This window comes from Pseudomonas sp. WS 5532 (assembly GCF_012985445.1).
GTDB classification, from domain to species: domain Bacteria; phylum Pseudomonadota; class Gammaproteobacteria; order Pseudomonadales; family Pseudomonadaceae; genus Aquipseudomonas; species Aquipseudomonas edaphica.
Genome location: NZ_JAAQWK010000002.1, coordinates 120,662 through 147,649 on the forward strand (window position 1 = coordinate 120,662; position 26,988 = coordinate 147,649).

The 26,988-nt window shown below is 60.4% G+C and carries 26 protein-coding genes; 17 read left to right on the top strand and 9 right to left on the bottom strand.

Annotated elements, in window-relative coordinates:
- Positions 1-58 precede the first annotated feature (58 nt).
- The 3 genes from HBO23_RS04125 to HBO23_RS04135 all read right to left on the bottom strand — a co-directional run bounded on the left by HBO23_RS04125 (position 59) and on the right by HBO23_RS04135 (position 3,595).
- Positions 59-1,045, bottom strand: a complete 987-nt coding sequence (locus HBO23_RS04125; protein ID WP_138450578.1) for an AraC family transcriptional regulator — start codon at positions 1,043-1,045, stop codon at positions 59-61.
- A 50-nt stretch (positions 1,046-1,095) separates the two neighbouring features.
- The gene (locus HBO23_RS04130) at positions 1,096-2,073 is read right to left on the bottom strand and encodes an asparaginase (protein WP_138450576.1); all 978 of its coding nucleotides are present in this window, start codon (positions 2,071-2,073) and stop codon (positions 1,096-1,098) included.
- 76 nt (positions 2,074-2,149) lie between these two features.
- Complete coding sequence (locus tag HBO23_RS04135; protein WP_017135791.1) at positions 2,150-3,595, bottom strand: alanine/glycine:cation symporter family protein; 1,446 nt, start codon at positions 3,593-3,595, stop codon at positions 2,150-2,152.
- Between the two features lie 192 nt (positions 3,596-3,787).
- On the opposite strand from HBO23_RS04135, the gene HBO23_RS04140 reads away from it, so the two are divergent.
- On the top strand, positions 3,788-3,955 hold the full coding sequence (locus tag HBO23_RS04140; RefSeq protein ID WP_170036668.1) for a hypothetical protein: 168 nt from the start codon (positions 3,788-3,790) through the stop codon (positions 3,953-3,955).
- Between the two features lie 32 nt (positions 3,956-3,987).
- Here HBO23_RS04140 and aspA read toward each other — a convergent pair whose 3' ends face one another.
- A complete protein-coding gene (gene aspA / locus HBO23_RS04145; protein WP_138450573.1) occupies positions 3,988-5,412 on the bottom strand; it encodes an aspartate ammonia-lyase in 1,425 nt (474 codons plus the stop codon).
- A gap of 182 nt (positions 5,413-5,594) precedes the next feature.
- On the opposite strand from aspA, the gene HBO23_RS04150 reads away from it, so the two are divergent.
- The 5 genes from HBO23_RS04150 to HBO23_RS04170 all read left to right on the top strand — a co-directional run bounded on the left by HBO23_RS04150 (position 5,595) and on the right by HBO23_RS04170 (position 9,409).
- A complete protein-coding gene (locus HBO23_RS04150; RefSeq protein ID WP_043048142.1) occupies positions 5,595-6,503 on the top strand; it encodes a LysR substrate-binding domain-containing protein in 909 nt (302 codons plus the stop codon).
- A 350-nt stretch (positions 6,504-6,853) separates the two neighbouring features.
- A complete protein-coding gene (gene purE, locus HBO23_RS04155) occupies positions 6,854-7,345 on the top strand; it encodes a 5-(carboxyamino)imidazole ribonucleotide mutase (protein WP_003195648.1) in 492 nt (163 codons plus the stop codon).
- 12 nt (positions 7,346-7,357) lie between these two features.
- Entirely contained in the window at positions 7,358-8,443 is a 1,086-nt protein-coding gene (locus tag HBO23_RS04160; protein ID WP_017135794.1) for a 5-(carboxyamino)imidazole ribonucleotide synthase, read from the top strand.
- A 105-nt stretch (positions 8,444-8,548) separates the two neighbouring features.
- Positions 8,549-8,794: a GlsB/YeaQ/YmgE family stress response membrane protein gene (locus HBO23_RS04165; RefSeq protein ID WP_058424295.1), complete on the top strand. Its 246-nt coding sequence runs from the start codon at positions 8,549-8,551 to the stop codon at positions 8,792-8,794.
- Positions 8,795-8,872: 78 nt separating this feature from the next.
- Positions 8,873-9,409 (top strand): DUF3299 domain-containing protein, encoded by a 537-nt coding sequence (locus HBO23_RS04170; RefSeq protein WP_017135795.1) that lies wholly within the window; start codon positions 8,873-8,875, stop codon positions 9,407-9,409.
- A gap of 92 nt (positions 9,410-9,501) precedes the next feature.
- Here the strand turns inward: HBO23_RS04170 and HBO23_RS04175 are convergent, their stop codons facing one another.
- Together HBO23_RS04175 and HBO23_RS04180 are read right to left on the bottom strand one after the other, a co-directional pair.
- Positions 9,502-10,401 carry a D-hexose-6-phosphate mutarotase gene (locus HBO23_RS04175; RefSeq protein ID WP_170036670.1) on the bottom strand — a complete coding sequence of 300 codons (900 nt, stop codon included), beginning with the start codon at positions 10,399-10,401 and terminating at the stop codon, positions 9,502-9,504.
- 58 nt (positions 10,402-10,459) lie between these two features.
- Positions 10,460-10,864: an acyl-CoA thioesterase gene (locus HBO23_RS04180; protein ID WP_003176975.1), complete on the bottom strand. Its 405-nt coding sequence runs from the start codon at positions 10,862-10,864 to the stop codon at positions 10,460-10,462.
- Between the two features lie 458 nt (positions 10,865-11,322).
- Here HBO23_RS04180 and HBO23_RS04185 point away from each other — a divergent pair, with 458 nt between their 5' ends.
- From HBO23_RS04185 to HBO23_RS04230, 10 genes are all read left to right on the top strand, one after another.
- On the top strand, positions 11,323-12,612 hold the full coding sequence (locus HBO23_RS04185) for an MFS transporter (RefSeq protein WP_170036672.1): 1,290 nt from the start codon (positions 11,323-11,325) through the stop codon (positions 12,610-12,612).
- A 330-nt stretch (positions 12,613-12,942) separates the two neighbouring features.
- Complete coding sequence (locus HBO23_RS04190; protein WP_017135798.1) at positions 12,943-13,929, top strand: phosphate ABC transporter substrate-binding protein PstS; 987 nt, start codon at positions 12,943-12,945, stop codon at positions 13,927-13,929.
- 521 nt (positions 13,930-14,450) lie between these two features.
- Positions 14,451-16,484, top strand: coding sequence for an ABC transporter permease subunit (locus tag HBO23_RS04195; RefSeq protein WP_170037024.1), 2,034 nt, complete (start codon positions 14,451-14,453; stop codon positions 16,482-16,484).
- 15 nt (positions 16,485-16,499) lie between these two features.
- Positions 16,500-18,170, top strand: coding sequence for a phosphate ABC transporter permease PstA (pstA, locus tag HBO23_RS04200; RefSeq protein WP_017135800.1), 1,671 nt, complete (start codon positions 16,500-16,502; stop codon positions 18,168-18,170).
- 210 nt (positions 18,171-18,380) lie between these two features.
- Entirely contained in the window at positions 18,381-19,214 is an 834-nt protein-coding gene (gene pstB, locus HBO23_RS04205; RefSeq protein WP_017135801.1) for a phosphate ABC transporter ATP-binding protein PstB, read from the top strand.
- A gap of 111 nt (positions 19,215-19,325) precedes the next feature.
- Complete coding sequence (gene phoU / locus HBO23_RS04210; protein WP_016971674.1) at positions 19,326-20,087, top strand: phosphate signaling complex protein PhoU; 762 nt, start codon at positions 19,326-19,328, stop codon at positions 20,085-20,087.
- Positions 20,088-20,255: 168 nt separating this feature from the next.
- Positions 20,256-21,152 carry a response regulator gene (locus HBO23_RS04215; RefSeq protein WP_017135802.1) on the top strand — a complete coding sequence of 299 codons (897 nt, stop codon included), beginning with the start codon at positions 20,256-20,258 and terminating at the stop codon, positions 21,150-21,152.
- A 187-nt stretch (positions 21,153-21,339) separates the two neighbouring features.
- Positions 21,340-21,663 (top strand): type II toxin-antitoxin system RelE/ParE family toxin, encoded by a 324-nt coding sequence (locus HBO23_RS04220; RefSeq protein WP_138453081.1) that lies wholly within the window; start codon positions 21,340-21,342, stop codon positions 21,661-21,663.
- A 4-nt stretch (positions 21,664-21,667) separates the two neighbouring features.
- Positions 21,668-21,967 (top strand): XRE family transcriptional regulator, encoded by a 300-nt coding sequence (locus HBO23_RS04225; RefSeq protein ID WP_099550240.1) that lies wholly within the window; start codon positions 21,668-21,670, stop codon positions 21,965-21,967.
- A gap of 53 nt (positions 21,968-22,020) precedes the next feature.
- Positions 22,021-22,692 (top strand): peptidoglycan DD-metalloendopeptidase family protein, encoded by a 672-nt coding sequence (locus tag HBO23_RS04230; protein ID WP_099550241.1) that lies wholly within the window; start codon positions 22,021-22,023, stop codon positions 22,690-22,692.
- 4 nt (positions 22,693-22,696) lie between these two features.
- On the opposite strand, the gene HBO23_RS04235 is transcribed toward HBO23_RS04230, so the two are convergent.
- The 3 genes from HBO23_RS04235 to phoB form a co-directional block, all read right to left on the bottom strand.
- Complete coding sequence (locus HBO23_RS04235; protein ID WP_017135804.1) at positions 22,697-24,037, bottom strand: hemolysin family protein; 1,341 nt, start codon at positions 24,035-24,037, stop codon at positions 22,697-22,699.
- 269 nt (positions 24,038-24,306) lie between these two features.
- A complete protein-coding gene (gene phoR / locus HBO23_RS04240) occupies positions 24,307-25,593 on the bottom strand; it encodes a phosphate regulon sensor histidine kinase PhoR (RefSeq protein WP_186354650.1) in 1,287 nt (428 codons plus the stop codon).
- An 81-nt stretch (positions 25,594-25,674) separates the two neighbouring features.
- Positions 25,675-26,364 (bottom strand): phosphate regulon transcriptional regulator PhoB, encoded by a 690-nt coding sequence (gene phoB, locus HBO23_RS04245; protein ID WP_003195617.1) that lies wholly within the window; start codon positions 26,362-26,364, stop codon positions 25,675-25,677.
- Positions 26,365-26,518: 154 nt separating this feature from the next.
- Between phoB and HBO23_RS04250 the strand changes: the two genes are divergently transcribed.
- Positions 26,519-26,896, top strand: a complete 378-nt coding sequence (locus HBO23_RS04250) for a hypothetical protein (RefSeq protein ID WP_017135806.1) — start codon at positions 26,519-26,521, stop codon at positions 26,894-26,896.
- Positions 26,897-26,988: the final 92 nt, after the last annotated feature.

Sequence of the window (26,988 nt, forward strand, 5' to 3'; positions counted from 1 at the left end):
CCAAAAGGGGATAATTATGGCCAAATTATCTGTCCTGAATTCGCCCCTCAATGAAGCATCATGCGCGAAATTGGCTCGGCGCCACGCCACTCCAACGCACAAAGGCATGCCTGAAACTTGCCGTTTCGCTGAAGCCCAGTGCCTCGGCAATCCGGTAAATCGGCCAGTGGTCCTCAGCCAGCAGTTGCTTGGCGCGCTCGAAACGCAGCTCGTCCAGCAGCTCCTGGTAGCTGCAGCCCAGGTCATGCAGATGCCGGCGCAGGGTGCGTGCCGAACAGTTCATCTGCTCGGCCAAGCCCTCCAGGCCCGGCGCGGCGTTGAGCTGTGCGGCGAGCAGCTGGCGAATTCTGCCGAGCCAGGCCTGGCGCCCGGTGAACTCCAGGTTTTGTTTGCGGCAACGCTCGGCCATCGCCTGGTGAGTAATGGCGTCGGCCAGGGGCAGCGGCTGGTCCAGCCAGTGTTTGTCGAAGGCAAAGGCATTGGCGGTGGCCTGAAATTGCAGCGTGCAGGGGAAGCGCTCGGCGTAGCGCATGCGATAGTCGGGGGCATCATGTTCAAAGCGCGCAGCCAGTAAGGGCAGAGGCTGGCCGAGCAGGTCGTCGCAGATCACTTTCAATGACGCCAGGCACAGCTCGACGTTGAACATTTCCAGGCTGGGGTTTTCCCGATAGTCGCCGGCGGTGAACCAGATTCGCTCACCGTCCTCTTCAAGGCTCAACTCGAACAGTGTTCCCAGCAGCGCCGGATACCGCAGGGCCAAGCGTAATGCGTCACCAAAGGTGGCACTGGTGAGCAGGGCGTAACCGAGCATGCCGTAGGCCGACACATGCATTTGTGCGCCCAGCTCCAGGCCGACATCGCGGCGCAGGGCCACGGCATTGGCGCACACGCGCATTTCCTGATTGGTGGTGATGCGCGTGTCGGCCCGGCTCAAGTCCGCCGCACAGATGCCGCTGCCGGCCAGCAGCGCCTCGTGCGGCAAGCCTTTGAAGGTGTTAAGCACCAGCGAAACAGCATTGAGGGTGGTGAGGTGGGAATGCAGCATGGAAACTTCCAGCCAGGGGATGGCTGGAAGTGGAGCAAGTTACATGCCGGTCAGCTCAGTTCGCCGCACAGGTCCAGTTCCACCAGGCGGCGCACTTCACTGGCCTCAAGCCCGGCGCCGAGCAGGGCATTGAGCTTGCCGAACGCCGCTTCACGGGTCATGCCGCCACCGGACAGCACGCCCACGCCGCGCAGGCGGCTGCCGGCTTCGTACACGTCCAGTTCCACGCCGCCTTCATGGCATTGAGTGATTGCCACGACGGTTACACCCAGTTCCTGCGCACGCTTGAGGCTGGCGAGAAAATCAGGGTTATCGCTCGGCCCGGTGCCGCTGCCGAAGCATTCCAGCACCAGCGCCTGGATGCCGCTGTCGATCAACGCGTTCAGTTGCGCGGCAGCGATGCCCGGCACCAGCGGCAACACGCCGACATTGGCCAAGGCTTTGGGCTGGCGGTAATGCAGGGCGGCCGGGATCATGTCGGCCTGGGCGACGCCGCCATTGCGCTGCAGGGCCGCAAACGGGTGGCGACCGAAGCTGCGGATTTTCGCGCAACGGGTCGGTGCCATCAGCGCGCCGTGGAAGTACAGCTGCACGCCCGGCGCCAGGCCTTCGCCCAAGGCTGTCAAGGCGCCGCTCACGTTTTCCCAGGCATCGCTGTCGGGCACGCCGGCCGGCAGCATGGAGCCGGTGAAGACTACCGGCGCCGGCAGGCCCAGCAGTTGAAAACTCATGGCTGCCGCGCTGTAGGCCAGGGTGTCGGTGCCGTGCAGGATCAGCACCGCATCGCAGCCTGCGTCCACGGCCTCGACCACGGCGCTGCGCAGATGCTGCCAGTAAGTGGGCGTCATGTTGGCGCTGTCGATCAGCGGCGACATCTCTTGAAAGCGCCAGATGGGCACTGCTGCATCGGTGAGCTGTTCGCGCATGCGCGCCTCAAAACCCGACGCAGGCGCCAGGCCGTTGGCGCTGGCCTGCATGCCAATGGTGCCGCCGGTGTAGAGCACCATCACGTTGTTAGCTGGTTGCATGAAAAATCTCCTGAACGAAAAACGCCGCCGGGCCCAGAGCATGCCCAAGGCCGGGCGGCGTGTCATCTAGCGGTGATTAACGTTGCGCTTGAGCGCTCAGTTCAGCCGAGGTGACTTCTGCCGGCTTTGCCGGGTTGGCCGGCCAGGCCTTGCGGTCCAGGTCCAGGTCAGGGAACTGGCTGGAGTCGAACACCGGCGTCTTGATGCCTGCGGCACGCTGGTTGTCGTAGTCATTGAGGATGCGCATGGCAATCTTGAACAGGAACGCCAGGGCGAACAGGTTGACGAACGCCAGCAGGGTCATGGTGATGTCGGCGAAGGCGAACACGGTGCTCAGGTTCTCGATCGAACCCCAGAAAATCAGCACCAGCACCAGCGCACGGTAGCCCATCAGCACCTTGCGGTTGTTACCCACCAGGAAGCGCAGGTTGCTCTCGCCGAGGTAGTAGTTGTACATGATCGAGGTGAACACGAACAACGCCAGGGCCACCGAGATGAACATCCGGCCCCAGTCACCGACCACCGCCGCCAGGGAGTTCTGGGTCAGGGCAATGCCGTCGCCTTCAAAACCTGGGGTGTAGAAACCGGAGAGCAGGATCAGCAACGCGGTGCAGGTACAGATCACGAAGGTGTCGAGGAACACGCTGAACGCCTGCACCACGCCTTGGGCGATCGGGTGTTCTACCGAGGCCACTGCCGCCACGTTAGGCGCACTGCCCAGACCGGCTTCGTTGGCGAACACGCCGCGCTTCACACCCATGATGATCGCGCTGCCCACCAGGCCACCGAAGGCTTGGTCGAGGCCGAAAGCGCTTTTGACGATGGTCGCGAGCATGGCCGGCACGTGGTCGAATTGCAGCACGATCACGTACAGGGTCACAGCGATGTAGACCAGGGTCTTGACCGGCACCAGCAGGTCGGCAATCGAAGCGATGCGCTTGATCCCGCCGATAAACACCAGGCCCAGCAATACCGCCAGCGCCAGGCCGGTGTAGGTGGTGTCCAGGCCAAAGGCGTTGTTCAGCGAGTGAGTCACGGCGTGGGCTTGCAGGCCGTTGAAGGCGAAACCGAAAGTCACCAGCAACAGGAACGCCATGACCATACCCAGCCAGCGCTTCTGCAAGCCGTGCTGGATGTAATACGCCGGGCCGCCACGGTAGGTGCCCTCGGCATCGGTGCGCTTGTACAACTGGCCGAGGGAGCACTCGATAAAGCTCGAGGACATGCCCACCAGCGCGGTGACCCACATCCAGAACACGGCACCCGGGCCACCCAGGGTCACGGCAATGCCGACACCGGCGATGTTACCGGCACCCACGCGGCCGGCCAGGCTGAGCATCAGCGCCTGGAAGGAACTGAGCTGGCCGGCGCTGCTCTTCAGGCTGTCTTTGAACACCGAGAACATGTGGAAAAAGTGACGCAACTGTACGAAACGCGAGCGGATCGTGAAATAACCGCCGAGCCCGACAATGAGCACGATCAGTACTTTCCCTGAGAGGAAGTCGTTGATGACTTCGAGCATGGAGTGTTCCTCGCTGATTTTTCTAATGGCAAACGCAGGACGGTCCGACGCGTCGCTCAGCACCAGGCAGTGCACGACGCTTCGCTCCAATCCTTTTGCGGGTGTTGTTATTCATGCGCTTTCGCGATGTCTGCGGGCCTCGTTACCGACGGCCGCAGACGCGAAGAGGGGCGGCACTATACCTAGGCGAGCGTGATCCGTCTGCACGGGGCGATTAAAGGTTTCAGCCAGGCGGTTGCAGGCAAGGAGGGTTTGCAGGGCGATATTGGATTTTTTATGGGCGTCATTTCACAACCTTGGGGCAAAAAAAAGGGCCTGAAGAACGAGCCTTCAGGCCCTCAAAAGGTGAGAGGTGTCTAGTCCCTCAACCTGGTGAGCGGTGCATCAAACGCTTAGGCCTTCAGCGGGACCAAACGTGGAGCAATCATGTTTTCGGGGCGCAGGATGTCGTCGAGCATGGCGTCGTCGAGCAAGCCTTCTTCGCGCACCAGTTCCAGCACGCCGCGGCCGCTTTCGAGGGCGATACGCGCAATGCGGGTGGCGTTTTCATAGCCGATGTACGGGTTCAGCGCGGTGACCAGACCGATGGAGTGTTCCACCAGTTCGCGGCAACGGGCTTCGTTGGCGGTGATGCCGACGATGCAGTGTTCGCGCAGCATGTCCATGGCGCGTTGCAGCAGGCGGATCGAGTCGAAGATCTTGAAAGCGATCAGCGGCTCCATCACGTTCAACTGCAGTTGGCCGCCTTCGGCTGCCATGGTCAGGGCCAGGTCGTTACCGATAACCTGGAACGCAACCTGGTTCACGGCTTCCGGGATCACCGGGTTAACCTTGCCGGGCATGATCGAGCTGCCTGGCTGGCGTGCCGGCAGGTTGATCTCGTTGATGCCGGTGCGTGGGCCGCTGGACAGCAGACGCAGGTCATTGCAGATCTTCGACAGCTTCACCGCAGTACGCTTGAGCATGCCGGAGAACAGCACGAAAGCGCCCATGTCGGAGGTGGCTTCGATCAGGTCGGCAGCCGGAACCAGCGGCTGGCCGCTGATCAGCGCCAGGCGTTGTACGGCCAGGGCCTGGTAACGCGGGTCGGCGTTGATGCCGGTGCCGATGGCGGTGCCGCCCAGGTTCACTTCGGTCAGTAGCTCTGGCGCCAGTGTTTTCAGGCGAGCCAGGTCTTCACCCAGGGTGGTGGCGAAGGCGCGGAATTCCTGGCCGAGGGTCATCGGCACGGCATCTTGCAATTGGGTACGGCCCATTTTCAGCACGTGGCCGAACTCGATGCCTTTGGCGGCGAACGCCTGGATCAGGCTGTCGAGGCTGGCCAGCAGCGCGTCATGGCCCAGCAGCAGACCCAGGCGGATCGCGGTTGGGTAGGCGTCGTTGGTCGACTGCGCCATGTTCACGTCGTTGTTGGGGTGCAGGTACTGGTACTCGCCCTTGTTGTGGCCCATGGCCTCCAACGCGATGTTGGCGATGACTTCGTTGGCATTCATGTTGGTCGAAGTGCCAGCGCCGCCTTGAATCATGTCCACCACGAACTCTTCGTGGAAATCGCCGCGGATCAGACGGGCACAGGCTTCGCTGATGGCAGCGTGCTTGGCTTCGCTGAGCTGGCCCAACTCGCGGTTGGCGTCAGCGGCTGCTTGCTTGACCATTGCCAGGCCGACCACCAATTTCGGGTAATGCGAAATCGGAACGCCCGAGAGGCGGAAGTTGTTCACCGCTCGCAGGGTCTGGATGCCGTAATACGCTTGAGCCGGTACTTCGAGTACGCCAAGCAGGTCTTTTTCTGTGCGGAATGATGCAGCGGAGGACATGACGGAAATCATCTCGATATGGACCCGGAACAGGCCGGAACGCTGCGAATGCTAGGCTTGTAGAAGTTTTTGGGCCAATGCTGTTCAGCACTGGCCTATGCACAAACGGCATAATGTTGATGTGACCCGGTTATCATGGCGGGCGTGTGTGCCAAAATGGTGCGTGTCCGTGGGAGGAAGCGATGAACCTTGAGAGCAAATGGCTGGAAGACTTCAGCGCCCTGGCGGCAACCCGCAGCTTTTCCCAGGCAGCGGAGCGGCGCTTTGTCACCCAGCCAGCGTTCAGCCGGCGTATCCGTAGCCTTGAAGCCGCGTTGGGCCTGACGTTGGTCAACCGTTCGCGCACGCCCGTCGAGCTGACGGCGGCGGGGCAGCTGTTCCTGGTCACCGCGCGCACGGTGGTCGAACAGCTCGGTGAAGTGCTGCGCCATTTGCATCACCTGGAAGGTGGGCAGGGCGAAGTCATGCAAGTGGCGGCCGCGCACTCCCTGGCATTGGGCTTCTTCCCGCGCTGGATCGCGCAACTGCGTAACGAGGGCCTTAACATCGCGACCCGACTGGTCGCCACCAACGTTGGCGATGCAGTGCACGCCCTGCGCGAAGGCGGCTGCGACTTGATGCTGGCGTTCTACGACCCGGATGCGGCCATGCAGATGGACGCGGAAATCTTCCCGTCGCTGCACCTGGGCAACACCGAGATGCTCCCGGTGTGCGCCGCCGACGCCGACGGCAAACCGCTGTTCGACCTGGAGGGTGAGGGCAGCGTGCCGTTGCTGGCCTACAGTGCCGGCGCCTTTCTCGGGCGCTCGGTAAATTTGCTGCTGCGCCAGCGCGCCCTGCGTTTCACCACCATTTACGAAACTGCCATGGCAGACAGTCTCAAGAGCATGGCCCTTGAAGGCTTGGGTATCGCCTGGGTGCCGCAGTTGAGCGTGCGTGCCGAACTGGCACGTGGCGAACTGGTGGTGTGCGGCGGCCCGCAATGGCATGTGCCGCTGGAGATTCGTCTGTATCGCTGCGCGTTGGTGCGCAAGGCGAACGTGCGGCTGCTGTGGCGCAAGTTGGAAGGCGGGGCTGCACAAAGCACCTGAGCGCAATGCAGATCAACTGTGGGAGCTGGCTTGCCTGCGATGCAGGCGCCTCGGTACATCAGCCATAAGTGAGGTGATGCTATCGCAGGCAAGCCAGCTCCCACATTGACCCTTTTTCTCAGGGGAAATTTGCGCCGGTTTCGCTGACTCGGAAGTCAATAAAACCGCCGCTTTGCGCCGTAAGACAGATGGTCATTCCAGGGGCTGTTTATCTGGATTATTACGGTATACTGCGCGGCCTTCGGCCGGTCCAACCGGCCTTAATTCGTACACCAAGCCACGCCGGATTTCCCGCGTGGCTTGTTGTTTTTTGACGCGCCTGCGGGCGCCCAGAGAGAAGAGGCACGACGATGAGTGCATTGGTTGGCGTGATCATGGGCTCCAAGTCCGATTGGTCCACCCTTAGCCACACCGCCGATATGCTGGAAAAACTCGGCATTCCGTATGAAGTGAAAGTGGTCTCTGCCCACCGCACCCCGGATTTGCTGTTCCAGTATGCCGATGAAGCAGAATCCCGTGGCATCGAGGTGATCATCGCCGGTGCCGGCGGTGCGGCGCACCTGCCAGGCATGTGTGCGGCCAAGACCCACCTGCCGGTGCTCGGTGTGCCGGTGCAGTCGTCGATGCTCTCGGGCGTGGATTCGCTGTTGTCCATCGTGCAGATGCCGGCCGGTATTCCGGTGGCTACATTGGCAATCGGCAAGGCCGGCGCGATCAACGCTGCGTTGCTGTCCGCCAGCATCCTGGGCGCCAAGCACCCGCAGTTCCATGCGGTGCTGAAAAAATTCCGTGCTGAGCAGACAGACAGCGTGCTGGACAATCCAGACCCACGTATCGCCTGAAGGTATTGATTGATGAAAATCGGTGTAATCGGTGGCGGCCAACTGGGTCGCATGCTGGCCTTGGCGGGCACCCCGCTGGGGATGAACTTCGCTTTCCTGGACCCGGCGCCGGACGCCTGTGCCGCTGCCCTGGGTGAACACCTGCGCGCTGACTACAGCGACCCGGACCATCTGCGCCAACTGGCCGATGAAGTCGACCTGGTGACCTTCGAATTCGAAAGCGTCCCGGCCGAAACCGTGGCCTTCCTGTCGCAGTTCGTGCCGGTGTACCCGAGCGCCGAAGCCTTGCGCATCGCGCGTGACCGCTGGTTCGAGAAGAGCATGTTCAAGGACCTGGGTATCCCGACCCCCGCCTTCGCCGATATCCAGTCCCAGGCGGACCTTGACGCCGCCGTTGCCAGCATCGGCCTGCCAGCCGTGCTCAAGACCCGCACCCTGGGTTATGACGGCAAGGGCCAGAAAGTCCTGCGCACTGCTGCCGATGTGGTCGGCACTTTTGCCGAACTGGGCAGTGTTGCCTGCCTGCTGGAAGGCTTTGTGCCGTTCACCGGTGAAGTTTCTCTGATCGCTGTGCGCGCCCGTGACGGCGAGACCCGCTTCTACCCGTTGGTGCACAACACTCACGACAGCGGCATTCTCAAGCTGTCCGTAGCCAGCACCGACCACCCGCTGCAGGCCCTGGCCGAAGACTATTCCAGCCGCGTGCTCAAGCAGCTGGATTACGTCGGCGTGATGGCGTTCGAGTTCTTTGAAGTCGACGGCGGCCTCAAGGCCAACGAAATCGCCCCGCGCGTGCACAACTCCGGGCACTGGACCACCGAAGGTGCCGAGTGCAGCCAGTTCGAAAACCACCTGCGGGCGGTGGCGGGCTTGCCGCTGGGTTCCACAGCGAAGGTCGGCGAGAGCGCCATGCTCAACTTTATCGGCGCAGTCCCGCCGGTAGAAAAAGTCATCGCCATTGATGACTGCCACCTGCATCACTACGGCAAGGCTTTCAAGGCCGGGCGTAAAGTTGGCCACGCCAACCTGCGTTGCAAGGACCGTGCGACCCTTGAGGCGCAGATCCTCAAGGTCGAAGCATTGATCGCCGAGCAATAACCTTGAGGGCGGCGGGAACCATTGGTTATCGTCGCCTCTCTGATTGCAGGACGCTAAAGTCTGACTAGGCTTTTGTGTAGTTCACATCATTCAGAGGGAAATGCCATGGGTATCATCGGAACCATCTTTATCGGCTTGATCGTCGGCCTGCTGGCTCGTTTCCTCAAGCCTGGCGACGACAGCATGGGCTGGATCATGACCATCCTGCTGGGTATCGCAGGTTCCCTGGTCGCCACCTACGGTGGTCAGGCCCTGGGCATCTACCAGGCGGGTCAAGGCGCGGGCTTCCTCGGCGCGCTGATCGGCGCCATCGTGCTGTTGGTGATCTACGGCCTGCTGAAAAAGAAATGATCTAAGCGACAAAGCCCTCTGCGCTGCGCAGGCGCAGAGGGCTAGAATGCTCGGCATCTGAACTTGCCGAGCTTTTTCATGCGCCGTCTTTTATTCACACTCCTCCTGTTGGGCTCAGGCCTGGCGCACGCCGGTGAACTGCCGGAAACCGATTGGCTCGACTTGATGCCGCTTTCAGACCAGAAAGCCCTCGAGGCCATGCCCGAGATCGACCACAACTCCCCCGAAGCCCAAGGCACCTTCACCGACAAAGGTGGCTTGAAGCAGAGCAAAGGCTTGCCGGCGGTAATGTACTCGACCAAGACCGTGGCCGCCATGAACGGCAAGAACATCCGCATCGGTGGCTACCCGGTACCGTTGGAAACCGACGCGAAGGGCCGCAGCACCCTGTTTTTCCTGGTGCCGTACCCAGGCGCCTGCATCCACGTGCCGCCACCGCCGCCTAATCAGTTGGTGCTGGTGCGTTATCCCAAGGGGCTGAAGCTGGATGATATCTACACGCCGCTGTGGGTGACGGGCACGTTGAAGGTGGAGAAGGTCAACAATGACCTGGCAGATGCGGCGTATGCGCTGGATGCGGGGAAGGTCAGGGTAGTGAAAGAGTCCGATCTCTAGATCATGACGCAGAACCCAATGTGGGAGCGGGCTTGTGTGGGAGCAGGCAAGCCAGCTCCCACACAAGCGTGCTCACACATGTTGATTGGTTTTTACAGGGCGATACTGTTGATGCTCACGCCCAAAGTATGGCTTTGACCCGGCGCCAAGCTCACCACATCATCCAGCACATTCGCCGTTTCGATGCACAGCATGCCCTGCCAGCCATCATCGGCCATGTCGTCAAACGCCTTGGCGCGTTCGGTCCATGGGTTCCAGATCACGGTCGAGCTCGAACCCTGGCTGGTGAGCTGAATGCGGCGCTGCCAATCCTTATCGACAATATCCAACTGCGCCGGAGTATCCAGGTAGATACGATCAGTCTCGGCACTGAAGTGCAGCAGGCCGGACTGCTTCTTCTCGGCCCAGCCATCGGCGGTGTCGATATACGCCAGCCCATCCAGCCCTTCGACCTGCACCTTGCGTACGTCACTCACGGCGAAGTAAGTGTGCAGCGCCTGGCTGAGGGTCACGGTGTCGGTGCCACGGTTGTGACTGGTCAGGCGAATATGCAGTTGATCGTCCAACAGCAGGCTCAGTGTCAGGTCGACCTGATGCGGCCAGCCGGGGAAGCCGCCCTCGGGAACCGGCAGCACCAAATCCACCCGTAGCGCCTGGCCTTCGAGTTCGCTCGCAGCCAACTCCCACTGTGCCGTGCGCACAAAACCATGGGCACCGGCCGGTTGCTCGCTCTGGCGCATTGCCTTGACGCTCTGCGGGTTGCGGTCAAACACGCCAAACCATGGCCAGCATACCGGCACGCCGGTACGGATGCCTTTGCCTTGCTTGAACACCGCCGCAGGGTTTGGCCATATCAGCGGCTGCTCGCCCTTGCGCTGGTAACTGAAGATGTGCGCGCCCTGTTGGGCCACCATCAATTCAGCGCCGTTGTGGCGAATGCGCCAGCAGTCCAGTTCGTCGATTTTTACGCTTTCAACGTGGGGCACAGGCATACGAAGCACTCTTTAATGGCAGGCAATGGGGCAATTGACCGTCAAAACCCGACGAGGTTTAACGCGCGCGCGACGGTACCGAGCGCGTGCGGCCGCTGCCATCGATGGCGACGAACACGAACACCGCCTCGGTAACTTTGCGCCATTCACTGGACAGCGGGTCGTCGCTCCACACTTCGACCATCATCTGGATCGAGCTACGGCCAATTTCCAGGGCTTGGGTATAGAAGGACAATTGCGCACCGACGGCGACCGGCACCAGAAAGGCCATGCGATCAATGGCCACGGTAGCCACGCGGCCGCCGGCGACCTTGCTGGCCATTGCCGTGCCTGCCAGGTCCATCTGCGCGACCAGCCAGCCGCCAAAAATATCGCCAAAACCATTGGTTTCACGTGGCAATGCGGTGATTTGCAGGGCGAGATCGCCTTGCGGGATAGGATCTTCTTGTTCGAGTTCGATCATGCCAAGGGTGCCTCTGACCCGTAACGCTTCATGGGTGTTTCAAGTGGATAGCCGTCTTCGGGAAAAACGTTTCAGCACCAACATACACCGCTCGATACGTTTCTCGTAAGGCGCACTAAAGGGAAACTCTGCCAAAACGGCTGGGTGGCACCCAACGACGTTTTGGCACAGCAGCCCCTCAAGACAGCGGGTTTGGCGCTTGCAAGGGCCGAGTATATCGAGACGCTGGCGCCGCGACGACCTCCCGGCGCTCATTTGGTCGGCAAATCGCGGCTGTTATGCGGCTTTTTCGCGCAACTGTGTTTCTGATTGCAGGGAAAGCGCACGAATGGGGAATATTTCGCCCATTTGAACTGTGATTCGGTAGACGCTGTGCTTTTTCAAACGATTTGCTATCTTGCCAAACCTGCCGCAAGTCCCGGGCTTGCTGTTCTGATTACTATAAGAGAAGCCTTGCCATGTCCTCCGTGCCCGCAAGCAGCGCGCAACCTTCGCGCCCGCTGACCCGCAACGACTACAAAACCCTTTCGCTGTCTGCCTTGGGCGGGGCGCTGGAATTCTACGACTTCATCATCTTCGTGTTTTTCGCTACCGTGGTCGGGAAGCTGTTTTTCCCCGTCGACATGCCCGAATGGCTGCGCATGATGCAGACCTTCGGCATCTTCGCCGCCGGTTACCTGGCACGCCCGCTGGGCGGCATCATCATGGCGCACTTCGGTGACCTGCTGGGCCGCAAGAAAATGTTCACCCTGAGCATCTTCATGATGGCCGTGCCGACCCTGATCATGGGCCTGCTGCCGACCTACGCACAGATCGGCCTGTGGGCGCCGCTGCTGTTGCTGCTGATGCGCGTCATCCAGGGCGCCGCCATTGGCGGCGAAGTACCTGGCGCCTGGGTGTTTGTCTCCGAACACGTGCCGCCGCGCCACATCGGCTATGCCTGCGGCACCCTGACCAGCGGCCTCACCGCCGGTATCCTGCTGGGTTCGCTGGTGGCTACCGCCATCAACACCCTCTATACCCCGGAGCAGGTCTCGGATTACGCGTGGCGTATCCCGTTCCTGCTGGGGGGGGTGTTCGGCCTGCTGTCGGTGTACTTGCGCCGTTGGCTGCACGAAACACCGATCTTCGCTGAGATGCAGCAGCGCAAAACCCTGGCTGCCGAGTTGCCATTGCGCGCGGTATTGCGTGACCACCGTGGCGCCATCGTGCTGTCGATGCTGTTGACGTGGTTGCTGTCGGCGGGTGTGGTTGTGGTCATCCTGATGACCCCGACCGTGCTGCAAACCGTCTACCACTTCAGCCCGACGGTTGCGCTGCAAGCCAACAGCCTGGCGATCGTTACGCTGAGCCTGGGCTGCATTGCGTCCGGCGCGCTGGCTGACCGTTTTGGTGCCGGTCGCGTTTTGGTCACCGGTTGCGCGTTGCTGCTGGCCACTTCCTGGACGCTGTATCACAGCCTGATGGCCCACCCGGACTGGTTGTTCCCGCTGTACGCGTTGACCGGCCTGTTTGTGGGCACCATCGGTGTAGTGCCTTACGTGATGGTGAAAGCATTCCCGCCAGTGGTGCGTTTCAGCGGTTTGTCGTTCTCCTATAACGTGGCCTACGCCGTATTTGGTGGTTTGACGCCACTGGCGGTATCGCTGCTGATGAAGGAAAGCCCGATGGGGCCTGTTTACTACGTGGCTGTCCTGTGTGTAATGGGGATGGCGGTGGGCGGCTACCTGTGGAAGCGCGGGCGCTGAATGATCGTTCCCACGCTCTGCGTGGGAATGCCGGCCTGGACGCTCTGCGTCCGCTTTTGAAGGTCGTGACGCAGAGCGTCACTGGATGCGTTCCCACGCAGAGCGTGGGAAGGATCAATGCCAGCAACGATTACAGAGTGTTTCCGAAACATCGCTCCAGCCGCCTAAACCTCCTCGCAAGCCCCGGATTTATTGCACTTCCCCCTTCCTGTCAGGTTTTTCATAAATACTGGCCTTTCATCTAATTGTCATATTCCAGACATAGAGTGTTCACACGGCCTACCGATACTTGGCCCCGATCCAACTATCCCTATCTGCTAGGAGCAAGGCATGAAACTGAAACGTTTGATGGCGGCAATGACTTTTGTCGCTGCTGGCGTTGCGACCGCCAACGCGGTGGCCGCTGGTGTTGATCCGGCAATCCCGGCTTACGTTAAGACCACTGGTGTGTCGGGCAACTTGTCCAGCGTCGGTTCCGATACCTTGGCTAACCTGATGACCCTGTGGGCCGAGGGTTACAAAAAGGAATACCCGAACGTCAACATCCAGATTCAGGCTGCCGGCTCCGCCACTGCACCTCCTGCGCTGACTGAAGGCACCTCCAACCTGGGCCCGATGAGCCGCAAGATGAAGGACACCGAACTGGCGGCCTTCGAGCAGAAGTACGGCTACAAGCCAACCGCTATCCCGGTTGCCGTGGATGCCCTGGCTGTGTTTGTGCACAAGGACAACCCGATCCAGCACCTGACCATGGAACAAGTCGACGCGATCTTCTCCTCGACTCGTCTGTGCGGCGCTAAAGCCGATGTTAAAACCTGGGGCGACCTGGGTGTGACCGGCGACCTGGCCAACAAGCCGGTTCAGTTGTTTGGTCGTAACTCGGTATCCGGCACCTACGGCTACTTCAAAGAAGAAGCCCTGTGCAAAGGCGACTACAAGCCAAACGTGAACGAACAACCAGGCTCGGCTTCGGTCGTGCAGTCGATCAGCTCCTCGCTGAACGGCATCGGTTACTCGGGCATCGGCTACAAAACTGCTAGCGTGAAGACCGTGGCCCTGGCCAAGAAAGGCAGCACTGACTTCATCGAAGACAGCGAAGAAAACGCCCTGAACGGTAAATACCCGCTGTCGCGTTTCCTCTACGTGTACGTCAACAAAGCCCCGAACAAGCCTCTGGCCCCGCTGGAAGCTGAGTTCGTGAAACTGGTTCTGTCCAAACAGGGCCAGGAAGTAGTAGTGAAAGACGGTTACATCCCACTGCCAGCCAAAGTTGCCGCCAAGGCACTGGCTGACCTGGGCCTGAAAGAAGGCAACTAAGCCTGCAATACCGGTGTAGCAGCGGGCCCTGTGGAAGCGGGCTTGCTGTGGCGAGGGAGCTTGCTCCCGTTCGACTGCGTAGCAGTCGCAAGCCTTGGGGGCGCTTCGCCCCCCAGCGCAAGCAAGCTTGCTCGCCACAGTAACCCCTTACTCTTCAAGCCCGTCTACACCTCTAATTCTTTAATCCGCTGCCAGCCCTGCTACGCGGCGGATTTCTTGCGTCACTGCATTGTCATCTTTCTGTCATACAGGATCGCTAGGGTGTGCGCATGAATGATCTGGCCAATTCCACCATGACGACGACTTCTCCCCCCAAGCGTATTGATTTCAATACGCCTGAGCTGCAACGCAAGCGCCGCATTCGCGCGCTCAAAGATCGCCTGACCCGTTGGTATGTGTTGATCGGCGGCCTCGCCGTGCTCGGCGCAATTACCCTGATCTTCTTCTTCCTGGCTTATGTCGTTGCACCTTTGTTCCAAGGTGCTTCGCTGACCAAGGAAGACGCGCTGACACCCGCCTGGATGCAGGACGCCGGCAAGCCGTTGATGATCTCCCTCGAAGAACAGAACCAAGTTGCCATGCGGGTTTCCGACAAGGGCCAGGCGCTGTTCTTTGATGTGAGCACCGGTGCCGAGCTCAAACGTGTCGACCTGCCTTTGCCTGCTGGCGCCACTGTGGTCTCGATCGGCAAGGACCAGCCAGGCAGCCCGTTGGTGATCCTCGGTTTGTCCAATGGCCAGTCCCTGGTGTTCCGCCACACTTATAAAGTGTCGTACCCGGACGGCAAAAAGACCATTACGCCGGCCATTGAATACCCCTACGGCGAAACGCCCATCGTCCTCGACGAGCAGGGCCGCCCGCTGGAGCACGTCGCCCTCAACGCCACTGACTCGTCGCTGGTGGTTGCAGGTTCCGCGGGTTCGTACTTGAACGTACTGAGCCTGAGCCGCGAAGAAAACATGATGACCGGTGAAGTCACCAGCGAGCAGAAGCGTATCGAGCTGCCGCAAATGACCGAACCGGTGAAGGCAATCTTCATCGACCCACGCCAGCAGTGGTTGTATGTGATCAACGGTCGTGTGCTCGCCGATGTGTTCAGCCTGCGCGACAAGAGCCTCAACGGTCGTTACAAACTGCTGGAAGACGGCAACGCCGAAATCACTGCCAGCACCCAGCTGGTGGGCGGTATCTCGCTGATCGTCGGTAACTCCAAGGGCGGCCTGGCCCAATGGTTCATGGCCCGTGACCCGGACGGCGAGCAACGCCTGAAGCAGATCCGCACCTTCCAGATGGGCACCGCGCCAATCGTTGAAATCACCGCCGAGGAGCGTCGCAAAGGCTTCACCGCCCTGGACGCATCCGGCAAGTTCGGCGTGTTCCACAGTACCGCGCACCGCACGCTGCTGGTCGATCCGGTGGTGGATGGCCAAGGCCTGTTCGGCATGTCGCCACGCGCCAACCGCGTGATCGTCGAAGCCGGCGGCAAGCTGCAACCGCTGCTGCTCGACAACCCGCACCCGGAAGTGTCCTGGAGCGCGCTGTGGAGCAAGGTCTGGTACGAAAACTACGACGAGCCTAAATACGTCTGGCAATCGACCGCCGCCAACACCGACTTCGAACCCAAAATGAGTTTGGCCCCGCTGACCTTCGGTACCCTGAAGGCTGCGTTCTACGCCATGTTGCTGGCGGCGCCACTGGCAGTTGCCGCGGCAATCTACACCGCTTACTTCATGGCCCCGAGCCTGCGCCGGAAGGTCAAGCCGGTGATTGAACTGATGGAAGCGATGCCGACGGTGATCCTCGGCTTCTTCGCCGGCCTGTTCCTGGCGCCTTATGTAGAAGGGCACTTGCCGGGGATTTTCAGCCTGCTGATGTTGCTGCCGATTGGCATCCTGGTCGCCGGGTTTGTCTTCAGCCGCCTGCCTGAATCGCTGCGCCTGCGCGTTCCGGATGGTTGGGAAAGTGCGATCCTGATTCCGGTGATCCTGTTTGTGGGCTGGCTCTCGCTGTACATGAGCCCGTACCTGGAGACCTGGTTCTTTGGCGGCGACATGCGCATGTGGATCTCCCACGACCTGGGCATCACCTACGACCAGCGCAACGCCCTGGTCGTCGGTCTGGCCATGGGTTTTGCGGTGATCCCGAACATCTACTCCATCGCCGAAGACGCCGTATTCAGTGTGCCGCGCGGCCTCACCCTGGGCTCATTGGCCCTGGGCGCCACGCCATGGCAGACCATGACCCGCGTGGTGATCCTGACCGCGAGCCCGGGCATCTTCTCCGCACTGATGATCGGCATGGGCCGCGCAGTGGGTGAAACCATGATCGTGCTGATGGCCACCGGCAACACCCCGGTGATGGAGATGAACCTGTTCGAAGGCCTGCGCACATTGGCGGCCAACGTTGCGGTGGAGATGCCTGAGTCGGAAGTCGGTGGCAGTCACTACCGCGTGCTGTTCCTCTCGGCGCTGGTGCTGCTGCTGTTCACCTTCATCATGAACACCCTCGCCGAGCTGATCCGTCAGCGTCTGCGCAAGAAATACTCGTCGCTTTAAGAAAGGTAGAAGTCTGTGAAACAGAACTCCCTGAATGGATGGTTCAAGAGCGGCGCCCCCGGCGTCTGGATCAGCGGTGGCGCGGTGTCCATCGCGGTCATCATGACCATTGGTTTGCTGGCCGTGATTGCCGTGCGTGGTCTGGGCCACTTCTGGCCGGCCGACCTGATCCAGGCCAACTACAGCGTGCCTGGCCAGGAAAACCATATCGTCATCGGCGAAGTGGTGCAGAAGGAAGAAGTGCCGCGCGAACGCCTGAAAAGCGCGGGCCTGCCGGTGCCGGACCAAGGCCCGGAATTCATGACCCGCGAGCTGATCAAGGTCGGTAACCGCGACTTGAATGGCAACGACTTCACCTGGATCGTCGGCGAGTGGTTGAAAGACCAGACCACCCCGAAGAACCTGATGGCCATCGAGCGTCGTGAGTGGGGCAACTTCTACGGCACCCTGGTCAACGTCAAGCAAGATGGCAAGGTGATCGCCGAAGGCGAAGCCGCATGGCCGGAGCTGCAAGCCCGCGTCGATCGTGTGAACAAGTTGGCGGCCCAGCTCAAGAGCCTTGAGAAAACCGACATCGGCGCGATCAACGCTGGCCTGGAACGCATCCGCCTGCACGGGCGCAAGCTGGAGCTGGAAGGCAAGCTCGACGCTGCCGCCCAGGCCGACATGGACTCCGGCCGCGCCGAGCTGAATGCCCGTTACCAGGACATCGAAGCGCGCCTGGCCGACCTGCACACCCAGTTCAACCGCGACAGCCTGACGGCCCGCGACGGCAACGGCAAAGAAATCGAAATCGGCATCGGCAAAGTGGTGCACGCCTACCAGCCGAACGCCATGGGCACCCTGACCAAGGTGGGTTTCTACTTCAGCAAGGTCTGGGAATTCTTGAGCGACGACCCACGGGAAGCCAACACCGAAGGCGGGATCTTCCCGGCCATCTTCGGCACCGTGATGATGACCCTGATCATGGCGATGATCGTGACCCCGTTCGGCGTGCTGGCGGCGGTGTACCTGCGTGAATACGCCAAACAGAACACCCTGACCCGCATTATCCGTATCGCGGTGAACAACCTGGCCGGCGTACCGGCCATCGTTTACGGCGTGTTCGGCCTGGGCTTCTTTGTGTATGTACTGGGTGGCTCGGTCGACCGTTTGTTCTTCGCTGAAGCTCTGCCGGCGCCGACCTTCGGTACGCCTGGCCTGCTGTGGGCTTCGCTGACCCTGGCGCTGCTGGCGGTGCCGGTGGTGATCGTGGCCACCGAAGAAGGCCTGGCGCGGATTCCTCGTACCGTGCGTGAGGGTTCCCTGGCACTCGGCGCAACCAAGGCGGAAACGCTGTGGAAGATTGTGCTGCCGATGGCCAGCCCGGCGATGATGACCGGCATGATCCTCGCCGTGGCCCGTGCCGCCGGTGAAGTGGCGCCGCTGATGCTGGTGGGTGTGGTGAAACTGGCACCGTCGCTGCCGCTGGATGGCAACTACCCGTACCTGCACCTTGACCAGAAGATCATGCACCTGGGCTTCCATATTTATGACGTTGGCTTCCAGAGCCCCAACGTCGAAGCCGCACGACCGCTGGTATACGCCACCGCCTTGCTGCTGGTGCTGGTGATCGCCACGCTCAACCTGTCGGCGGTGTGGATTCGTAACCACCTGCGCGAAAAATACAAGGCGCTGGACAGCTAAAGCGATCCCCTGTGGGGCCGGCTTGTGTGGGAGCTGGCTTGCCTGCGATAGCATCATCGCGGTGTGGCTGACACACCGCGGTGCCTGCATCGCGGGCAAGCCCAGCTCCCACACAAGCCAGCTCCTCAAGGGTCCAGAGACAGACACAGATTTTTGAGTAAACCGCCCCGGCGGTTCAACCAAACGAATTGGTAGCACAGGGAGCATCCCATGCAACATGAAACCCATACCCACGGCATCAACATGTCGGCCCTGGGTCGCGACAAGCAGAGCCTGAGCCTGGCCCAGGAAACCGTGGCCATCGAAGTTCCGGGCCTGAGCCTGTACTACGGTGAAAAGCAGGCGCTGTTCGACGTCAGCATGAACATCCCCAAGCAGCGCGTGACCGCCTTTATCGGCCCGTCCGGCTGCGGCAAGTCCACGCTGCTGCGCACCTTCAACCGCATGAACGACCTGGTTGACGGTTGCCGCGTAGAAGGCGCGATCAACCTGTACGGCACTAACATCTACCGCAAGGGCGAAGACGTGGCCGAGCTGCGCCGCCGCGTGGGCATGGTGTTCCAGAAGCCGAACCCGTTCCCCAAGACCATCTACGAAAACGTGGTGTATGGCCTGCGCATCCAGGGCATCAACAAAAAACGCATCCTCGACGAAGCCGTTGAGTGGGCCTTGAAAGGCGCGGCGCTGTGGGACGAGGTTAAAGACCGCCTGCACGACTCGGCACTCGGCCTGTCCGGCGGCCAGCAGCAGCGTCTGGTGATCGCCCGCACCATCGCCGTGGAGCCGGAAGTGTTGCTGCTCGACGAACCCTGCTCGGCACTCGACCCGATCTCGACGCTGAAAGTCGAAGAGCTGATCTACGAACTCAAGTCCAAGTTCACCATCGTCATCGTGACCCACAACATGCAACAGGCGGCGCGGGTTTCCGACTACACCGCGTTCATGTACATGGGCAAGCTGGTGGAGTTCGGCGACACCGACACCTTGTTCACCAACCCGGCGAAGAAGCAGACCGAAGACTACATCACCGGTCGTTACGGCTAGCCCCAGCTGCAAGCCGCAAGTTTCAAGCGGCAAGTGGAAGCAGTTTGATCAACGACACACATCAGCTTGCAGCTTGTAGCTTGCGGCTTACAGCTTTTGCGGAGCAAACCCATGATTAGCAAAGAAGGCCTTACCCACCACATCTCCGCGCAGTTCAACGCCGAGCTTGAGGAGGTGCGCAGCCACCTCCTGGCGATGGGCGGGCTGGTGGAGAAGCAAGTCAACGATGCCGTTACTGCGTTGATCGAGGCCGACTCTGGCCTGGCCCAGCAAGTGCGCGAGATTGATGACCAGATCAATCAGATGGAACGCAATATCGATGAAGAATGCCTGCGCATTCTGGCCCGTCGCCAGCCGGCGGCCTCCGACCTGCGTTTGATCATCAGCATCTCCAAGTCGGTGATCGATTTGGAGCGCATCGGCGACGAAGCCACCAAAATCGCCCGCCGCGCTATCCAGCTGTGCGAAGAAGGCGAGGCGCCACGCGGTTACGTGGAAGTGCGCCACATCGGTGACCAAGTGCGCAATATGGTGCGCGATGCGCTGGACGCTTTCGCCCGCTTCGACGCCGAATTGGCGTTGTCGGTGGCGCAATACGACAAGACCATCGACCGCGAATACAAGACCGCACTGCGCGAGCTGGCCACCTACATGATGGAAGACCCGCGCTCTATCTCGCGGGTCTTGAACATCATCTGGGTATTACGTTCCCTGGAACGGATCGGCGACCACGCGCGCAATATCTCGGAATTGGTGATTTACCTGGTGCGCGGCACCGACGTGCGGCACATGGGCCTCAAGCGCATGAAAGCCGAAGTTGAAGGCACGGCCGATCAAATCCCTAATGTTCCGGGCGAAACTGACGATAAGTAAGGTTGCCCGAGACATTAACGCCCGGCCTTTGGTCGGGCGTTTTCGTTTGTGGCATCTGAATTTATTTGCGCAGCAGGAGCAATAAGTCCTTCTGTGACCAGCGAGTTTTGGCAAAATGCCATCAGTCAGGCGTTTTGCATGCCGAAGTTTTAATAGGATGAAGGGTCGATGAGTAAAGTCAGTGTATTGGTGGTGGACGACGCCTCGTTTATCCGCGATTTGGTGAAGAAGTGCCTGCGCAACTACTTCCCAGGCATCAAGATTGAAGACGCGGTAAACGGCAAAAAGGCGCAATCCATCCTGATGCGTGAGACCTTCGACCTGGTGCTGTGCGACTGGGAAATGCCTGAGATGTCTGGTCTTGAGCTGTTGACCTGGTGCCGTGAACAAGCCCATCTCAAAGCCATGCCGTTCGTGATGGTGACCAGCCGTGGCGACAAGGAAAACGTTGTGCAGGCGATCCAGGCCGGGGTTTCCGGTTACGTCAGTAAGCCGTTCACCAACGAGCAACTGCTGAACAAGGTCAAGCAGGCTTTGCACAAGATCGGCCGTCTCGACGCCCTTATCGCCAGCGCGCCGACCAAGATGAACTCGGCCTTCGGCAACGACTCTCTCAATGCCTTGACCGGCGGCAAGCCCGAGGCGGCCAAACCGGCGCCGATAGCTGCGCCGAGCAAAGGCCTGCTCAACAGCCAACCGGTGCAAGCGCCTGCTGCCTCGCCTGCCGGCGGTCGCGGCCAGGGCCAACTGCGGCTGTCCAGCGGCAACCAGCAATGTGTGATCAAGGCGCTGAGCATTAAGGAAGCGTTGCTGGTGGTCCGTCGCGGTGAAGTGCTGCCCCAGGTGCTGGAAAGCGCCGTGCTCGACCTTGAGCAAGGCGAGAACGCCGAAGTCGCGCGCCTCAACGGCTACCTGCACGCCATCGTCGCCTATGAGCCACGGCCTGACAGCGACTGGCTGCAACTGACCTTCCGGTTTATTGACCAGGATGCGCAGAAGCTCGACTACATCTCCCGCCTGATCGCGCGCGGTACGGCGCAGAAGCACTTCGTGCCGGGAGCTTGATCGCCTGAATCAAGGGAATCGACCGACCGTCTGATTCCCGCTGGGTCGCTTGATTTATATCCATTTCGATATAGTCTCTCGATAACGCGTCAGTGTTATCGAGCCTTTGCTATGCCTTGAAACACACCTGCACCGCCTTTGGCTGAATCGTCGATTAGGCTTCTTCTTTCCAGGAAAGGAGAAGCAAATGCCAAGGCATAAGGATGTGGTGTTTTTAGGAATCTCGCTCAAGGATCTCAACGAATTCCCTCTCGACGCCCGAAGGGCTGCCGGCTTTCAGTTGGATCTCTTGCAGCAGGGTGAACAGCCTTTTGATTGCAAACCGATGAAGACTATCGGGAGGGGCGTCAGCGAAATTCGGATCACTGAGGAATCAGGAGCGTTTCGAGTGTTCTATGTGATTAATCGGCCGGAAGCAGTCTATGTGCTGCACGCGCTGCGCAAAACCACACAGAAAACCGAAGGGCGGGATATCGAACTGGCTCGTGCCAGATTGCAGGAGATAGGTTAAGCCCATGACAGACTCAAAAATTCACACCGAACGTTTCAGCAGCGTCTGGGATGCTCTGGAAGACACGCCCCAACAAGCCGCCAATATGCGCATGCGCTCAAAGTTGTTGTTGGAGTTGTGCAACACCATCCGCAGCTGGGAGCTTTCTCAGAAAGACGCGGCACAAAGGCTCGGTATCAGTCAGCCGCGCTTGAACGACGTGCTCAACGGCAAGATCGACAAGTTTTCCCTTGATGCGCTGGTCAACCTGTCGGCCGCCGCCCGGATGAATGTGGATATCTGCTTTACCGCGCTGCCCGCTTAGAGCTGTCATCAACCCTTGCTAGCCTGCCGAACAGTCCTCCCGGCAGGTACGTCATGTTCATTCGCCTAGTCCTGTTCTGTGGGCTGGCCACGGTTTGCACTTCGACCCTGGCCATGACCCTCTACAAAACCACCGATGCCAATGGCGTGGTGTCTTTCAGCGACCGGCAAACGCCGGGCGCCCAGGCATTTGTGATGCAGGAGCGCCGGGTGGAACGGACCAAACGGCCGGTGCTGGATATGCCCACATCAAGTTATCCACAGCAAGCCTATCGCTATCCTTTGCCTTGGCGTGGTGGGCCGTTTCGCTTGACCCAAGGCCCTAACGGCAGCTTCAGCCACACCGACGCCAAGAGCCGCTACGCCATGGACATCGCCATGCCCGAAGGCACACCAATCATTGCGGCGCGTAGCGGGATGGTGGTGAAGACCGAAAATAACCAGGCCGGGCGCGGTAATGACGCGTCCGGGAATTTCGTGCGCATACGCCACGATGACGGCACCGAGGGCGTGTATTTGCACCTCAAGCAAGGTTCGGTCAGCGTAAGGGCAGGGCAGCGTGTGGTGGTGGGAAGCCCACTGGCGTTGTCGGGCAATACCGGCAACAGCAGCGGGCCGCATCTGCATTTTGTGGTGCAGAAGGCTTCCGAGGCCGGGCTGGTTTCGATTCCGTATGAGTTCAACCAGCCGCTTGGCAAATTGCCCAACTTTGCGTTGGGCAATTGAGGCGTCAATCCAGCAGCAACACCTTGGCCAGGACGATCTTCGGCCCTTTCATCTTCTTGATGATGATGCGCAAGCCTTCAACTTCCAGCACTTCTTCCTCTTCCGGCACGCGTTTCAACGTGTCGTAGATCAAGCCGGCCAGGGTTTCGGCTTCGATGTGGTCCAGGTCCACGCCCAGCAGGCGCTCCACCTTGAACAGCGGCGTGTCGCCACGCACCAGCAGTTTGCCTGGCTGGTAGGCGAGGATGCCACGCTCGGCCTTGCGGTGTTCGTCCTGGATATCGCCGACCAGCACTTCCAGCACGTCTTCCATGGTCAGGTAGCCGATGACTTTGCCGTCGGCTTCTTCCACCAGGGCAAAGTGCGCGCCGCCTTTGCGGAACTGCTCCAGCAACTGCGACAGCGGCATGTGCCGCGAGACACGCTCCAGCGGGCGGGTCAGCTCGGCCAGGTTGAACGACTCGGGGATGTGGTCCAGGGCAGCCAGTTCCAGCAGCAGGTCCTTGATGTGCAGCAAGCCGACAAACTCGTTGCGATCGGCGTCATACACCGGGTAACGGCTGAATTTGTGGCGGCGGAACAACGCGAGGATTTCCTTGAGCGGGGCGTTGAAGTCCAGGGTCACCAGGTCTTCGCGGGAGTTGGCCCAGTCCACCACTTCCAGCTCGCCCATTTCCACAGCCGAAGCCAGTACGCGCATGCCTTGGTCGCTTGGGTCCTGGCCACGGCTGGAGTGCAGGATCAGCTTGAGTTCTTCGCGGCTGTAATGGTGCTCATGGTGCGGGCCGGGCTCGCCTTGGCCGGCGATACGCAAGATGGCGTTGGCGCTGGCATTGAGCAGGTAGATCGCCGGGTACATGGCCCAGTAGAACAGGTACAGCGGCACCGCCGTCCACAGCGACAGCAGCTCGGGTTTGCGAATTGCCCAGGACTTGGGGGCCAATTCACCGACCACGATGTGCAGGTAGGAAATCACGAAGAAGGCGGCAAAAAACGACACGCCTTTGATCACTTCAGGCGATTGCACGCCGATGGCGCCCAGCAATGGCTCGAGGATGTGCGCAAAGGCCGGCTCACCGACCCAGCCCAGGCCCAGGGAGGCGAGGGTAATACCCAATTGGCAGGCCGACAGATAGGCGTCGAGCTGACTGTGGACGGTGCGCAGGATCTGCCCGCGCCAGCCGTTCTTGTGGGCGATGGCCTCGACCCGGGTGGCGCGCAGTTTGACCATGGCAAATTCCGCTGCAACGAAGAAACCGTTGAGCAGTACCAGGATCAGTGCAAAAAGAATCATGCCGAAATCGGCGAAGAGTGTAGCGAGGGTGATACCAGGGGAAGGGTCCATGATGGGGTTTTGCAGGTTCCGTGTGTTCAATAAGGGGTGACAGACAGGCCTGAAAGGCAGGCGCAAGTCGGCCAATGTAGCGGCTGACGGGGCGCTTGCCTAGTGCCCGCTGCCGGGCGGAGCCTGGAAAGCCTTCTGCCAAACCATGCAAATCCAATGTAGGAGCTGGCTTGCCTGCGATAGCGGCCTGCCAGTTGAGGTGATTTCAGCTGACCCACCGCCATCGCAGGCAAGCCAGCTCCCACACTTAGATTTACGTTGTTTTCGGGTTATTCATCTGTGCCGATCACCCGCGAACGGGTCATCTGCGCCGGTGGGAAATGGCAGGTAAAGGTGCTGCCATGCCCCAGCACGCTGCTGATCTCCAACCGTGCGCGGTGGCGCAACAGCACGTGTTTGACGATCGCCAGGCCCAGCCCGGTGCCGCCGGTGTTGGAGTTGCGGCTTGAGTCGACGCGGTAGAAGCGTTCGGTCAGGCGCGGCAGATGCTTGGCGTCGATACCGATGCCGGAGTCCTGCACGCTCAAGTGTGCGCCGTGCTCATCGCTCCACCAGCGGATGCGGATATTGCCCTTGTCCTGGGTGTACTTCACGGCGTTGAACACCAGGTTGGAAAACGCGCTGCGCAACTCACCTTCGCTGCCTTTGAGCAATACCTGCGAGTCGGCCTCCAGTGTGATCTGTTGCCCGCGCTCGCCGGAAAGCGCCTGGGCGTCATTCTTGATGGTCTGCAGCAGGCTTTGCACCGCCACCGGATGGTTGTCCGATGGGTAATCGGTGGCTTCCAGCTTGGCCAGCAACAGCAGGTCATTGAGCAGGGTTTGCATGCGTGAGCCCTGCTGTTGCATCTGCTGCAGGGCACGGCTCCAACGCGGGTTGATCTCGTCGACGTTGTCCAGCAGCGTCTCCAGGTAGCCGCAGATCACCGTCAACGGCGTACGCAGTTCGTGGGAGACGTTGGCGACGAAGTCTTTGCGCATCTGTTCCAACTGGTGAATGCGGGTCACGTCGCGCACCAGCATCAGGTGCTCGTTGTTGCCATAACGCGTCAGGTACAGCTGGATGCGCACGCGGTCATTGGTAGGCGAGGGGATTTCCAGCGCTTCTTCGTAGTTTTCCTGCTCGAAATATTCCTTGAAGCGCGGGTGGCGCACCAGGTTGGTCACCGGCTGACCGCTGTCCTGGGGCGTCTTGAGGCCCAGCAAGGTCTCGGCAGCGCGGTTCCACCACTCCAGGTTGCCGTCGCTGTCGAGCATGATCACCGCGTCTTTGAGCGCAGCGGTAGACTCCTGCACCCGGTCGATCACCGCCTGCAGGCGCCCGCGAACCCTTTGGTCGCGGCGTTGCAGGTGGTAGATGCTGTCGAACACTTCGCCCCACAGGCCGTAGCCGTCGGGTGGTGCTTCGTCGGGTTTGTGCTGGCGCAGCCATTCATGCAGGCGCAGCAATTGTTTGAGGGTCCAGCCCAGGTACAGGCCGATACCAACGGCCAGGCTCCAACCGTAATAACCGCTGATCAAACCCACCACCAAGCAACCGGTGATCAACAGAAGCATGTGGCGAATCAGGGTGCCATGCCAGTTCTGGTTCACTTAAACATGCGTCCTTGTCAGCTGTTAAGGAAAGGAAGGGCCGGCTCAACCTTTGGTGGAAAAGCGATAGCCGGTGCCGCGCACGGTTTGTACCAGATTCTCGTAGGCATCGCCCAAGGCTTTGCGCAGGCGGCGGATATGCACGTCAACCGTGCGCTCCTCCACATACACATTGCCGCCCCACACCTGGTCCAGCAATTGCCCACGGGTATAGGCGCGCTCCTGGTGGGTCATGAAAAATTGCAGCAGGCGGTATTCGGTCGGCCCCATCTCGGCCGGCTTGCCGTCGATGGTCACGCGGTGGCTGATCGGGTCCAGGATCAGCCCGTCGACTTCGATCGGCGCTTCGCCATCGGTAGGGCCGGCACGGCGCAGTACGGCCTTCAGGCGCGCTACCAGCTCACGTGGGGAAAACGGCTTGGTGATGTAGTCATCAGCGCCGACTTCCAGGCCCTGGATCTTGTTGTCCTCTTCACCCTTGGCGGTGAGCATGATGATCGGGATATCCCCGGTCAGCTCGTCACGCTTGAGGCGACGGGCCAGTTCGATGCCGGAGGTGCCGGGCAGCATCCAGTCCAGCAGGATCAGGTCCGGCTTGCGGTCGACGATAATGGCATGGGCCTGCTGGGAGTTCTCCGCCTCCAGGCAGTCATAGCCGGCCATTTCCAACGCAACGGCGATCATCTCGCGAATGGGCGCTTCGTCGTCAACGATCAGAATGCTCCTGCCAACCATGCTCAAAATCCTCTTGTCATTTAACTGTCTTGCGCCGCATTAGATAACGGAATTATTGCAGTCGTGTGACAGTAATTTAGACGATCGGGCAATTCACGGCACTCTGGACTACCCTTTGGGTCCGAATCCTGACAACCACAAAAGGAAGGTTCCGATGACTTACAGCACTGTTTCATGGAAAGCCCTGTTGGTATCGGCGGCGTTGACGCTGCCGGGCCTGGCGTTTGCGGCGGAGCCGGCGATGACTCACGACGGAATGTTGGTGGATCACAAGGGGCTGACCCTCTACACCTTTGACAAGGATGCCGACGGCAAGTCGGTGTGCAAAGACCAGTGTGCGACCAACTGGCCGCCGCTGAAGGCTGAGTCTACTGACAAGTCGATGGGTGATTGGACAGTCATTACCCGCGACGACCAGACCAGTCAGTGGGCTTACAAAGGCAAGCCTGTCTACACCTACAAGGATGACAAGAAGGCGGGTGACAAGACCGGTGATGGCAAGGGCGGGGCGTGGCACGTAATCAAGCCCTGACCACGCAGTGCGGCTGAAACCATCGCGGGCAAGCCCGCTCCCACAGGGGAATGCGTTCCAAATGTGGGAGCGGGCTTGCCCGCGATGGCGTC

What these genes read in the sequence shown, in the direction of transcription:
- HBO23_RS04130 (WP_138450576.1), bottom strand. Translation starts at nt 2,073, where the DNA reads ATGCAACCAGCTAACAACGTGATGGTGCTCTACACCGGCGGCACCATT.
- HBO23_RS04150 (WP_043048142.1), top strand. Translation starts at nt 5,595, where the DNA reads ATGAACCTTGAGAGCAAATGGCTGGAAGACTTCAGCGCCCTGGCGGCA.
- HBO23_RS04175 (WP_170036670.1), bottom strand. Translation starts at nt 10,401, where the DNA reads ATGCCTGTGCCCCACGTTGAAAGCGTAAAAATCGACGAACTGGACTGC.
- HBO23_RS04195 (WP_170037024.1), top strand. Translation starts at nt 14,451, where the DNA reads ATGCAGGACGCCGGCAAGCCGTTGATGATCTCCCTCGAAGAACAGAAC.
- HBO23_RS04165 (WP_058424295.1), top strand. Translation starts at nt 8,549, where the DNA reads ATGGGTATCATCGGAACCATCTTTATCGGCTTGATCGTCGGCCTGCTG.
- HBO23_RS04125 (WP_138450578.1), bottom strand. Translation starts at nt 1,045, where the DNA reads ATGCTGCATTCCCACCTCACCACCCTCAATGCTGTTTCGCTGGTGCTT.
- HBO23_RS04220 (WP_138453081.1), top strand. Translation starts at nt 21,340, where the DNA reads ATGCCAAGGCATAAGGATGTGGTGTTTTTAGGAATCTCGCTCAAGGAT.
- HBO23_RS04215 (WP_017135802.1), top strand. Translation starts at nt 20,256, where the DNA reads ATGAGTAAAGTCAGTGTATTGGTGGTGGACGACGCCTCGTTTATCCGC.
- HBO23_RS04135 (WP_017135791.1), bottom strand. Translation starts at nt 3,595, where the DNA reads ATGCTCGAAGTCATCAACGACTTCCTCTCAGGGAAAGTACTGATCGTG.
- phoU (WP_016971674.1), top strand. Translation starts at nt 19,326, where the DNA reads ATGATTAGCAAAGAAGGCCTTACCCACCACATCTCCGCGCAGTTCAAC.
- HBO23_RS04190 (WP_017135798.1), top strand. Translation starts at nt 12,943, where the DNA reads ATGAAACTGAAACGTTTGATGGCGGCAATGACTTTTGTCGCTGCTGGC.
- HBO23_RS04160 (WP_017135794.1), top strand. Translation starts at nt 7,358, where the DNA reads ATGAAAATCGGTGTAATCGGTGGCGGCCAACTGGGTCGCATGCTGGCC.
- aspA (WP_138450573.1), bottom strand. Translation starts at nt 5,412, where the DNA reads ATGTCCTCCGCTGCATCATTCCGCACAGAAAAAGACCTGCTTGGCGTA.
- phoB (WP_003195617.1), bottom strand. Translation starts at nt 26,364, where the DNA reads ATGGTTGGCAGGAGCATTCTGATCGTTGACGACGAAGCGCCCATTCGC.
- HBO23_RS04235 (WP_017135804.1), bottom strand. Translation starts at nt 24,037, where the DNA reads ATGGACCCTTCCCCTGGTATCACCCTCGCTACACTCTTCGCCGATTTC.
- HBO23_RS04180 (WP_003176975.1), bottom strand. Translation starts at nt 10,864, where the DNA reads ATGATCGAACTCGAACAAGAAGATCCTATCCCGCAAGGCGATCTCGCC.
- HBO23_RS04185 (WP_170036672.1), top strand. Translation starts at nt 11,323, where the DNA reads ATGTCCTCCGTGCCCGCAAGCAGCGCGCAACCTTCGCGCCCGCTGACC.
- purE (WP_003195648.1), top strand. Translation starts at nt 6,854, where the DNA reads ATGAGTGCATTGGTTGGCGTGATCATGGGCTCCAAGTCCGATTGGTCC.
- HBO23_RS04225 (WP_099550240.1), top strand. Translation starts at nt 21,668, where the DNA reads ATGACAGACTCAAAAATTCACACCGAACGTTTCAGCAGCGTCTGGGAT.
- pstB (WP_017135801.1), top strand. Translation starts at nt 18,381, where the DNA reads ATGCAACATGAAACCCATACCCACGGCATCAACATGTCGGCCCTGGGT.
- HBO23_RS04230 (WP_099550241.1), top strand. Translation starts at nt 22,021, where the DNA reads ATGTTCATTCGCCTAGTCCTGTTCTGTGGGCTGGCCACGGTTTGCACT.
- HBO23_RS04170 (WP_017135795.1), top strand. Translation starts at nt 8,873, where the DNA reads ATGCGCCGTCTTTTATTCACACTCCTCCTGTTGGGCTCAGGCCTGGCG.
- HBO23_RS04250 (WP_017135806.1), top strand. Translation starts at nt 26,519, where the DNA reads ATGACTTACAGCACTGTTTCATGGAAAGCCCTGTTGGTATCGGCGGCG.
- phoR (WP_186354650.1), bottom strand. Translation starts at nt 25,593, where the DNA reads ATGCTTCTGTTGATCACCGGTTGCTTGGTGGTGGGTTTGATCAGCGGT.